Below are 9,715 nucleotides of genomic sequence, written 5' to 3' on the forward strand. Positions count from 1 at the left end.
GAGCGGGCCGTTCCTGCTCGACGTGCGCGGGCTCAGCAAGACCTACCGGTCGTCCGACCGTACGGTGGAGGCCGTCCGGGACCTCACGTTCGGTGTCGCCCCCGGCGAGCTGGCCTGCATCGTGGGGCCCTCGGGCGCCGGGAAGACCACCCTGCTGAAGTGCGTCGCCGGGCTGCTGCCGCCGAGCGGCGGCGAGGTGCTGCTGGACGGCGCCCGGGTGCTGCGGCCCCCCGAGAACATGGCGGTGGTCTTCCAGGAGTACGGGCGGAGCCTGTTCCCCTGGCTGACCGTCGAGCAGAACATCGACCTGCCGCTCAGGCAGAAGAAGGTGCCGAAGCGGCGGCGGCGGGAGCTGGTCGCCGAGGCGCTGGAGTCGGTCGGCCTCGCGGACGTGCCCGGCGCCTACCCGTGGCAGCTCTCCGGCGGGATGCAGCAGCGGGTGGCGATCGCCCGCGCCGTCGCCTACGAACCGGCGGTGCTGCTCATGGACGAGCCGTTCGCCGCGGTCGACGCCCAGACGCGCGCGGAACTGGAGGACCTCACCCGCGAGCTGTGGCGGCGGCTCGGCATGACGGTGCTGTTCGTCACCCACGACATCGAGGAGGCGGTGTACCTGGGCCAGCGCGTCCTCGTGCTCTCCGCCGCGCCGACGGTGATCATGGAGGACACCGCGATCGACCTGCCCGCCGAACGCGAGCAGCTCGCGACGCGCTCCGCCCCCCGGTTCGCGGAACTGCGCGCCCACATCTACTCGCAGGTTCAGCGGGCCAAGACCTACCATCGAGCCGATCCCGCGGGCCGTCCGGCCGACCCGGCGGGGGACGAGGCCGATCACGCGGAGGCCCGGCCATGATGTCCGCAGACGTCCGCGACGACGCCGTGTTCGCCGGCACGCTGGCGGAACTGACCTGGCACGAGGTCGAGCGCGCCGCGCGCTCCGGGGCGGTCCTGCTGTGGGCGTTCGGCGTGATCGAGCAGCACGGCCCGCACCTGCCGACCGGGACGGACGTCTACCTCCCCGGGGCCCGGCTGCGCGCCGTCCGGGCGCTGCTGGCCGAACGCGGCGTGGAGGCGCTGATCATGCCGCCCTACTACTGGGGCGTCAACGTCGTGTCCGGCGCCTTCCCCGCGTCCTACGGCGTGCGGCCCGAACTGATGCGCGAGGTGATGGCCGACCTCCTCGCCGGGATGGCGCGCGACGGCTTCCGGCACGTGTTCTGCTTCTCCGGCCACGGCGACGCGCTGCACAACCGCACCGTGCACGACGGGATCCGCGCCGCCCGCGAGCGCGCGGACGTGGACGCGAGCTTCGTGACCGAGCCGGCGCTCGCCCGCCGCATCGGCCTCGACCTCGACGACCCCTGCCTGACGCTCTGCGGCCCCGACGAGCCGCCTCCGGACGGCCCGCCCGACGTCCACGCCGGACACTGGGAGACCTCCCTGATGATGCACACCCACCCCGGGCTGGTGCGCGAGGAGACCCGCGCCCGGCTGGCGCCCACCGGCCTGGGCCCCCGCGAGCTGGCCGTCTGGCGCCGGGGCCACGAACACGCCCGCCGTGTCACCCCGGACGGCTACTTCGGCGACCCGGCGGCGGCCGACGCGGCCGAGGGGCGGCGGCTGCACGCCGACGCCGCCGGGCACGCCGCCGACGCCATCGCGCTCCGGCTGCGCCGGACCGCGCCGCCCACCCCGAATCCCGGACGGAGGAACAATGGCTGAAATCAGCGTCGCCATGGCCGCGAGCCATGCTCCCGGCCTCACCGGCTGGTTCGACAAGGCACCCGAGCCCGACCAGCGGACGGTTCGCGCGGCCTACGCCGAGATCCGCGAGGCCCTCGTGGAGTCCCGCACCGACGTGCTGCTGATCATCGCCAACGACCACATCGCGAACTCGAAGGTCACCGACTACCCGAACTTCACGTTCGGCACGGCCGATCGGCACCGCGGCCCGGACGAGTGGTTCAAGCCCTGGCTGCGCGTCCCGGACTACGAGCTCCCCGGCCGCCCGGACGTGGCCGACGTCCTCTACCAGAGCGTCAAGGACCTCGCGCCCCGCGTGCGCGCCGTCCCCGAGAACCTGCGCTACGACGACAACATCTCCGTCCCGGTCACCCTGGCCGACGTCGTCTCGACGGGCATCGCGGTCGTCCCGCTGCTGCAGAACTGCACCGTTCCGCCCGTCCCGGACGAGCGGGTCTGCTATTCGCTCGGCCAGGCCCTCGGCGACGCCATCCGGAACCGCCTGCCCGAGGGGCTGCGGGTCGGCCTGCTCGGCTCGGGCGGCCTGTCCCACGAGCCGGGCGGGCCGCGCTACCTGGAGATCGACGAGAAGTTCGACCGCCGGTGGCTGGACCTCCTGGTCGACGGCGACCACGAGAGGGTCCTGTCGGAGGCCACGTTCGAGGCCATGGAACGGGCGGGCTCCGGCGGCACCGCGGAACTGCTGTCCTGGGTGGTCGTCATGGGCGCGATCGGCCCCCGCCCGTGCCGGAACCTGGGCTACGCCGCCGTCGACCAGTGGCGCTGCGGGTTCGGCGCCGTCCGATGGGAGCTGCCGTGACACCGACGACGGGACGAACCGACGAGCCGGAGACGGCACTGGAGCACTTCGACCCCCGGCTGCGGGCCAACGACCTGGTGCAGGACCTGAAGTGGGACCCGGAACTGCGGGCCCGCTTCGAGTCCGACGAGCGGGCGGTGCTGGACGCCTACCCGCTCACCGCGGCGGAGCGCACCGCGATCCGCGACCGGGACTTCCGCCGGCTGTTCGAGCTCGGCCTGCACCCCTACCTGCTCGCCCAGCTCTCCCGGCTGATCCACGGCACGGGCGAGCAGGCCGGCTCCTCCGGCGCGGCGACCGCGCTGATCAGATCGCTGCTGGGGGACCGGTACGACGCCTACATGGCGGAGCGCGGTGAGTAGCACCCCGCCCGTGATCGACGTCCACACCCACGCGATGCCGATGCCGCTGCTGCGCGAGCTGGAGCGCCGGGGTCTCGCCGACCTGTCCCGGAGCGCGGAACGGGTGCTGCTCCTCGACCCGGACGTCTGCGGGCTCGCACCCGGATCGCCCATCCCGCTGGCGCCCGAGCAGCACGACATGGAGCGCCGCCTGGCCGCCATGACCGCGATGGGGGTCGACCACCAGGTCGTGGCCGCACCGCCGTTCGTGTTCGCCTCCGAGTCCGGCGACGACCGGCTCGTGCTGGCGGTGACGCGGCTCGTCAACGACGCGCTCGCCGAGTTCGCCGCCGGTTCGGGCGGGCGCCTGTCCGCCCTGGCCACGGTGCCGGTGGGGCATCCCGGCGCGGTGCCGGAGCTGGCCCGCTGCCTGGACGAACTCGGCATGGTCGGCGCCACCATGGGCACCTTCGGCGGCGGCCGGGAACTCGACGACCCGGTCAACGAGGAGCTGTGGCGGGAACTCGCCGCGCGGCGCAGCTTCACGCTGCTGCACCCGAGCCGCGTCTCGTCCCGCGACCGGCTGGCGGACTACCACCTGGTCCAGCTGCTCGGCTACCCGATGGAGACGGCCCTGGCGACGGCCCGGCTCATCTTCGGCGGCGTCCTCGACCGGCACGACCTCGTGCTCTGCCTCGCGCACGGCGGCGGGTGCGTCCCCGCCGTCGGCGGCCGCCTGGACCTCGGCTGGCGGCGCAAGACGGTCGCCCGGGTGACGAAGCGCACGCCGAGCGACTACCTGCGCCGGCTCCTGTACGACACGGCGGTGTTCGACACCGGGGTCCTCGGGCGGCTGGTCGAGGACATGACGGCCGCGCACGTCCTCCTCGGCACCGACGCCCCCTTCGACCTCGCCGACGACGACCCCCTGGGAGCCGTTCGGGCACTCGGCGTCGACGCCGGGCGGCAGGCTGCCATCCTTGGCGGCAACGCCGCGCGGCTCCTCGGCGCCCGGGCCGTCCCAGCGGCCCGCAGCGGCCGGACCGGGCCGCCCAGGTCACTCTCCACCACCGTCGAAGGACACACATCATGAGCACCGACAAGGCGGCGGCCGAGCTGCCCCGGCTCTCGCTGGCCGAGGCCGTCGCCAAGAGGATCGAGGCGCGCATCGCCGAGGAGGCCCTGCCGACCGGGCACCGCCTCGGCACCCGCGACAGCCTGCGCCGCGAGTTCGACGTGGCCGCCGCGACGTTCAACGAGACGGTCCGGCTGCTGGCCGCGCGCGGCACGGTCTCCGTCCGGCCGGGCGTCAAGGGCGGGATCTTCGTCGCCTCCCCGCCGCCGCTGGTGCGGCTGGGCCGCAAGATGCTCGAACTCAGCGGGGACTCGGTCTCGGTCTCCGACTGCCTGGTGATGCGGGACGCGCTGGAGCCGCTGCTCGCGCAGGAGGCCATGCGGCACCGCACCGACGCCGACGTCGCCGACCTGCGGCGGCTGGCCGAGGAGATGGCCGCGGCGCGCGAGTCGGCGGACATCGTCGGCTACCTCGCCGCCAACTGGGCCCTGCACCGCCGGATCGCCGAGATCACCCCCAACAAGGTCCTCCAGCACACCTACGTGTCCCTGCTGGAGTTCGTGGAGAACCGGCTCCGGGGCGTCACGCCCGACGAGCCGGGCGAGGAGGGCCCGGTCGCGGGGGACGTGGACGGGCCCGCGGTCCACCGGGAACTGGTGGAGGCCATCGCGGGCGACGACCCGCAACGCCTGTCCGCGGCCGTCGCGGCGCACGCGTCCCTGACCGCGTCCCGGAGGGGCGGGGCATGAGCGGCCCGCGGACGGCCCTGGTCGTCATCGACATGCAGAACGACTACTGCCACCCCGACGGCGTGTTCGCGGCGGCCGGGCTCCGCGTCGCCGGCCTGGACGAGCTCGTCGGGAACGTCAACACCCTCGCCGCGGCCGCCCGCGCCGCCGGCGACCCGGTCGTCTGGGTGCGGATGGAGTGGGCCGAGGACGCCGAGGTGGGCCTGCTCGCCGAGCGGAGCCCGTTCCTGCGCGAGGAGGGCCTCAGGCGCGGGACCTGGGGCTGCGAGCTGGTCTCCGGCCTGGACCGCGCGCCCGGCGACCACGAGGTCGTCAAGCCCCGCTTCGACGCGTTCCACCGCACCGGGCTGGCGGACCTGCTGCGCGACCTCGGCGCCGGCGCGCTCGTGGTGGCGGGTGTGCGCACCGACTTCTGCGTGGAGTCGACCGTCCGGTCCGCCTTCTTCCGCGACCTGCGGGTGATCGTGCCCCGGGAGGCCGTCGCCGGCTACTTCCAGGACCTGCACGCGCACAGCCTGCGCCTGATGGGCACCGTCTTCGCCGAGGTCACCACCCTCGGCGACGCGGCCGCCGCGTTCGGCCGGCCGCCGGGCGGCCGCTGATGCCGCTGATCGAGGTGAGCCTGGTCGAGGGCCGCCCGCCGGAGCAGCTGCGCGCGCTCATCAGCCGGCTGACGGACGCGGCGGAGGCCGCCATCGGCGCGCCCCGCGCCAGTATCCGCGTCATCCTCCGGGAGGTGCCCGCCGCGCACTGGGCCGCCGGGGACGTGACGATCGAGGAACGCAACGAGGAGCAGTGATGGACCTGATACCGCATGTCATCGACGGCCGCGAGACCGGGTCGGGCGAGCGGTTCCCCACCGTCGACCCGTACACCCGGCGGCCGTGGGCGCAGGTGGCGCTCGGCGGCCGGGACGAGGCGGGCCGGGCGGTGACCGCCGCCCGGCGCGCCTTCGACGAGGGCCCCTGGCCGCGGATGGGGTTCGCCGAGCGCGGCGCGATCCTGCACCGGCTCGCCGACCTCGTCGAGGCCAACCTCCACGACCTCGCGATGGCCGACACCACCGACATGGGCAAGCCCATCGCGGACACGAGGTCGAAGGACGTGCCGCGGTCGGCGGCCAACTTCCGCTTCTTCGCCGACCACGCGCGGCTGTCGTCCGCCGAGACCCTGCCGATGGACAGCGGACACCACGCCTACACCCGGTACGAGCCCGCCGGTGTCGTCGCGGCCATCGCGCCGTGGAACTTCCCGCTGATGCTGGAGACCTGGAAGGTCGCCCCCGCGCTGGCGTGGGGCAACACGGTGGTGCTGAAGCCCGCCGAGCAGACGCCCGCGTCGGCGGCCCTGCTGGCGAGGCTGGCGCTGGAGGCCGGGATGCCGCCCGGCGTGCTGAACGTCGTCCACGGCTTCGGCCCGGGCTCGGCGGGCGAGGCGCTGACCACCGACCCGCGCGTGGACCGCATCACCTTCACCGGCGAGTCCGCCACCGGCCGCGCCATCGCCGCCGCGGCGGCGGCGAACCTCACCCCGGTCAGCTTCGAGCTGGGCGGCAAGGGCGCCAACCTGGTGTTCGCCGACGCGGACCTCGACCTCGCCGTCTCCTGGTCGGTGAAGGCCATCTTCAGCAACGCGGGCCAGGTGTGCCTGGCCGGAAGCCGCCTGTTCGTCCAGCGGGAGGTCCACGACCGTTTCCTGGAGCGGTTCGTCTCCGCCGCCGAGGCGCTGGTCCCCGGCGACCCGAAGGACCCCGCGACCCAGCTGGGTCCGCTGGCCTCCGAGGAGCACTACGCGAAGGTGATGGACTACATCGACGGGGTTCCGGGCGACGGGGGCAAGCTCGCCACCGGGGGCGCGGGCGGCGAGGGGCTGTTCGTGCGGCCGACCGTCGTCCTCGACGCGCCGCCGGACGCGCGGGTGCGCCGCGAGGAGATCTTCGGACCGGTGGTCGTCGTCACGCCCTTCGACACCGAGGACGAGGCGGTCGCCGCGGCCAACGACACCCGGTACGGGCTGAACGCCATGGTGTTCACCGAGAACCTCTCCCGGGCGCACCGCGTCTCGGCCGCCCTGAGGGCCGGCACGGTGTGGACGAACTGCTTCTTCGTCCGCGACCTGCGCGCGCCGTTCGGCGGCGTCGGGGACTCCGGCATCGGCCGCGAAGGCGGAACCTTCAGCCGCGAGTTCTTCACCGAGCCCAAGGCCGCCGTCATGGCGATCTGAGCGGGTCCGGGCCCCATGCTTCCCGCGGCGGCGGGAAGGGGGACCGTGTGGAGCCGCTCATCACCTTCGGTCACGGCGTCGCCGGGCGCGCGGAACTGGCGCCCCTGCTCCGGGACGCCGGGGTGCGGCGGGTGGTGGACGTGCGCACCGCCCCGGGCAGCCGCCGCAACCCCGACGCGCGGCGCGACGACCTGGCGGAGTGGCTGCCCACCGCGGGGATCGGGTACCGGTGGGAGCGGCGGCTCGGCGGCTTCCGGCGGGCGGCGCCGGACTCGCCCGACACGTTCTGGCGCAACGCCTCCTTCCGCGGGTACGCCGGGCACACCCGCGCCCCCGAGTTCCTGGCCGCCATGGACGACCTGCTGGGCGAGGCCGGGTGGGATGAGGCCGGGGAGGACCGCACTGCCGTCATGTGCAGCGAGTCGGTGTGGTGGCGCTGCCACCGCAGGCTCATCGCCGACTTCGCGGTGCTGGCCCGCGGCCGGGCCGTGCTGCACCTCGCCCACGACGGCCGCCTCACCGAGCATCCGCCCACGTCCGGGGCGCGCCTGCGGGACGACGGGCTCCTCGTCTACGACGGCGCCGACCCGTCAGGCTGACCGGCGCGGGACCTTCGGGAGGCGGACGTCCGGGCGCAGGGGAGCGGCCGAACGCGCACGGGCGGACGCGGCCGTGACCCCGGACCCGTACGCCACGTCCTCGGTGAGCCGCAGAAGGGTGTAGCGGACCGGGTCGACCGGCGGCCGTTCCCGCAGCCACTCCAGCCCGATCGGCGCCAGCATCGCCGCGGCGGCGGTGCGGGCCAGGCGGCTGCGCGGGGCGGCCGCCAGGGCGAGCAGCCCGAGCGGCCACCATTCGCGGCGCAGCGCATGCCCGACGGCGGCGGCGTCGGCGACGACGCCCTTGCCGACCAGGGCGACGGCCAGGCTCCGGCCGCCGGGCAGCCGCGACAGGCGCCGGGTCAGCAGCGCCGCCGACACGCCCGCGCACGCGGCGGCCGCACCCGGGCGTCCCCGCGCGAGCAGCGCGAGGACGGCGAGGTTCCAGGCCGACGGGCGGGCGGGGGCGAGCCTGCCGGGATGCCTCCGGGCCAGGTCGGCGGCGGACGTGCCGTACTCGTGGCGCCGCCGCGCCCAGTCCAGCGGGCGCAGCCGTCCGGTGTGCGTGACGTGGGCGGCGGGCTCGTACCGGACGTGCCACCCGCGGTCGCCGAGCCGCCACACGAAGTCGACGTCCTCGCCCAGCCGCAGCTCCTCGTCGAAGGCGTCTTCCCCGACCGCCGCGACGCGCACCAGCAGCGTCGCGGTAGGCACGAACCCCAGCCTTCCCCCGGGCCGGACGAGCGCGGGCCGGGCGCCCATGTCCAGGGACGAGCGGGCGGCCTCGTAGCGGGCCAGCAGCGCGGAGCCGCCGCCGCGGACATGGGTGTCCGGCAGCACCCGCGGGGCGACGGCGGCGACGCGGGGATCGTCGAAGTGCGGGACGAGGACGTCGAGCCAGCCGTCCCCGGGACGGCAGTCGGAGTCCACGAACGCGGCGAACGGCGTCTCCACCAGGCGGAGCCCGGTGTTGCGCGCGGCGGCGGGACCGCGGTTGCGGGGGTGCCGGACCAGCCGTGCCCCGTGCGCCTCCGCCGCGCGGCGCAGCGGCCCGGGATCGGGCGAGCAGTCGTCCACGACGATCACCGGCAGGCCCTTGACCGCCGCCAGGCAGCGCTCCAGCTCGCCGGGCCGCCCGAAGGCCGGGACGACGACCGTCACGTCGTGCGGCCCGGGACGCGGGACCGGGACCGGGTGCGCCATGCCGAGGTCGAGGAGGCGGCGGGCCAGCGCCCGCCCGACGGGCGAGGGGTCCGCCAGGCCCCGCGCACCCGCGCGGCGCAGCGCCGCCAGGTGCGGGCGGGCGGAGTCGGCGAGCCGCACCACCTTCCAAGGGGAGCCGCCGGTGGCCACCCGGCCGCCCGACCAGAAGGACGTGTCCCGGTCCAGCGCGACGGCGAAGCCCGCGGGGAGCGTCATGGCCGGGCCTCCGGGGACGGCACGCCCGGTTCGAGGAGGCGGCCGCGGCCGTCCGCCCGCCCGCCGCCGATCCGGCGCGCGACGTCCGCCACCATGGCCCCGAGGATCTCGCGGCCATGCGCACCGGACGCCCCGGCGGGGTCGCCGAGCACCCCCGACGGCGACACGGCGCGCACGCCCCGCGCGACCAGCTCCGGCATGAGCGCGGCGAGCGGGCGCGTCTCGCCGGTGACCGCGTCGAACGGGCGGACCAGGCCGGGGGCGAGGTGCAGCATCACCGACGTCTCGGTGAACCCGGCGTGCGCGTCGCCGCCGGGAACGCCGCAGCCGGCCCAGGCGGCGTCATGGCCCTCGCCGCGCAGCCGGGCGACCGCGGCGTCGAGCGTGGCGACGTTGCCGCCGTGCCCGTTGACCAGGACGACGCGTTCCGCCCACTCCGCGAGCGAGCGCACGGTCTCCACGATCACGGCGTGCAGCGCCTCATGGCCGATCGAGATCATCCCGGGGAACCCGGCGTGCTCGCCGCTGGCGCCGTAGGGGATCGCCGGCGCGACGAGCACCGGTCCCGGGGACCCCTCGTCCCGGCGGACCGCGCGCAGGACGCCGGCCGCGCGTGCGGCGACGGCCTCGGCGATCACCGTGTCGGTGGACAGCGGCAGATGCGGCCCGTGCTGCTCGGTCGACCCGACCGGCACCAGGACCACGGCCCCCTCGCCGACGTCCGGCCAGGCCGCCCCGCCCAGGCC

Annotated in this window: 12 protein-coding genes; 10 read left to right on the forward strand and 2 right to left on the reverse strand. The window is 75.6% G+C overall.

Annotation, left to right across the window (positions count from 1 at the left end):
• Window positions 1-13 precede the first annotated feature (13 nt).
• Genes E1289_RS08185 through E1289_RS08230 form a run of 10 tightly spaced genes read left to right on the forward strand, consistent with a single transcriptional unit; the run spans window position 14 to window position 7,550 of the window.
• Window positions 14-853, forward strand: a complete 840-nt coding sequence (locus E1289_RS08185) for an ABC transporter ATP-binding protein (protein WP_243712697.1) — start codon at window positions 14-16, stop codon at window positions 851-853.
• Window positions 850-1,722 (forward strand): creatininase family protein, encoded by an 873-nt coding sequence (locus E1289_RS08190; protein ID WP_131976959.1) that lies wholly within the window; start codon window positions 850-852, stop codon window positions 1,720-1,722. The genes E1289_RS08185 and E1289_RS08190 overlap by 4 nt, the downstream gene beginning before the upstream one ends.
• Complete coding sequence (locus E1289_RS08195) at window positions 1,715-2,563, forward strand: hypothetical protein (protein WP_131976961.1); 849 nt, start codon at window positions 1,715-1,717, stop codon at window positions 2,561-2,563. Before E1289_RS08190 ends, E1289_RS08195 begins: the two co-directional genes overlap by 8 nt.
• Window positions 2,560-2,925 (forward strand): extradiol ring-cleavage dioxygenase, encoded by a 366-nt coding sequence (locus E1289_RS08200; RefSeq protein ID WP_243712692.1) that lies wholly within the window; start codon window positions 2,560-2,562, stop codon window positions 2,923-2,925. Before E1289_RS08195 ends, E1289_RS08200 begins: the two co-directional genes overlap by 4 nt.
• Window positions 2,918-3,997, forward strand: a complete 1,080-nt coding sequence (locus E1289_RS08205) for an amidohydrolase family protein (protein ID WP_243712693.1) — start codon at window positions 2,918-2,920, stop codon at window positions 3,995-3,997. The genes E1289_RS08200 and E1289_RS08205 overlap by 8 nt, the downstream gene beginning before the upstream one ends.
• Window positions 3,994-4,728 carry an FCD domain-containing protein gene (locus E1289_RS08210; RefSeq protein ID WP_131976965.1) on the forward strand — a complete coding sequence of 245 codons (735 nt, stop codon included), beginning with the start codon at window positions 3,994-3,996 and terminating at the stop codon, window positions 4,726-4,728. Before E1289_RS08205 ends, E1289_RS08210 begins: the two co-directional genes overlap by 4 nt.
• The gene (locus E1289_RS08215; protein WP_131976967.1) at window positions 4,725-5,330 is read left to right on the forward strand and encodes an isochorismatase family cysteine hydrolase; all 606 of its coding nucleotides are present in this window, start codon (window positions 4,725-4,727) and stop codon (window positions 5,328-5,330) included. The genes E1289_RS08210 and E1289_RS08215 overlap by 4 nt, the downstream gene beginning before the upstream one ends.
• Window positions 5,330-5,527, forward strand: a complete 198-nt coding sequence (locus E1289_RS08220; protein WP_131976969.1) for a 4-oxalocrotonate tautomerase family protein — start codon at window positions 5,330-5,332, stop codon at window positions 5,525-5,527. The genes E1289_RS08215 and E1289_RS08220 overlap by 1 nt, the downstream gene beginning before the upstream one ends.
• The gene (locus E1289_RS08225; protein WP_131976971.1) at window positions 5,527-6,951 is read left to right on the forward strand and encodes an aldehyde dehydrogenase; all 1,425 of its coding nucleotides are present in this window, start codon (window positions 5,527-5,529) and stop codon (window positions 6,949-6,951) included. The genes E1289_RS08220 and E1289_RS08225 overlap by 1 nt, the downstream gene beginning before the upstream one ends.
• A 47-nt stretch (window positions 6,952-6,998) precedes the next feature.
• Window positions 6,999-7,550: a DUF488 domain-containing protein gene (locus E1289_RS08230; RefSeq protein WP_131976973.1), complete on the forward strand. Its 552-nt coding sequence runs from the start codon at window positions 6,999-7,001 to the stop codon at window positions 7,548-7,550.
• Here E1289_RS08230 and mftF read toward each other — a convergent pair.
• Together mftF and mftE are read right to left on the reverse strand one after the other, a co-directional pair.
• Complete coding sequence (mftF, locus tag E1289_RS08235; RefSeq protein WP_131976975.1) at window positions 7,542-8,969, reverse strand: mycofactocin biosynthesis glycosyltransferase MftF; 1,428 nt, start codon at window positions 8,967-8,969, stop codon at window positions 7,542-7,544. The genes E1289_RS08230 and mftF overlap by 9 nt on opposite strands.
• A partial coding sequence (mftE, locus tag E1289_RS08240) for a mycofactocin biosynthesis peptidyl-dipeptidase MftE (protein ID WP_207928859.1) occupies window positions 8,966-9,715 on the reverse strand: 750 nt, incomplete at its 5' end. The genes mftE and mftF, both read right to left, overlap by 4 nt.

Origin of the sequence: Actinomadura sp. 6K520, from assembly GCF_004349245.1 — a bacterium.
GTDB lineage: Bacteria > Actinomycetota > Actinomycetes > Streptosporangiales > Streptosporangiaceae > Spirillospora.

Excerpts from the sequence above, each read along its gene's own strand:
- E1289_RS08190 (WP_131976959.1), top strand. The coding sequence starts at position 850 with ATGATGTCCGCAGACGTCCGCGACGACGCCGTGTTCGCCGGCACGCTG.
- E1289_RS08195 (WP_131976961.1), top strand. The coding sequence starts at position 1,715 with ATGGCTGAAATCAGCGTCGCCATGGCCGCGAGCCATGCTCCCGGCCTC.
- E1289_RS08210 (WP_131976965.1), top strand. The coding sequence starts at position 3,994 with ATGAGCACCGACAAGGCGGCGGCCGAGCTGCCCCGGCTCTCGCTGGCC.
- E1289_RS08215 (WP_131976967.1), top strand. The coding sequence starts at position 4,725 with ATGAGCGGCCCGCGGACGGCCCTGGTCGTCATCGACATGCAGAACGAC.
- E1289_RS08220 (WP_131976969.1), top strand. The coding sequence starts at position 5,330 with ATGCCGCTGATCGAGGTGAGCCTGGTCGAGGGCCGCCCGCCGGAGCAG.
- E1289_RS08225 (WP_131976971.1), top strand. The coding sequence starts at position 5,527 with ATGGACCTGATACCGCATGTCATCGACGGCCGCGAGACCGGGTCGGGC.
- mftF (WP_131976975.1), bottom strand. The coding sequence starts at position 8,969 with ATGACGCTCCCCGCGGGCTTCGCCGTCGCGCTGGACCGGGACACGTCC.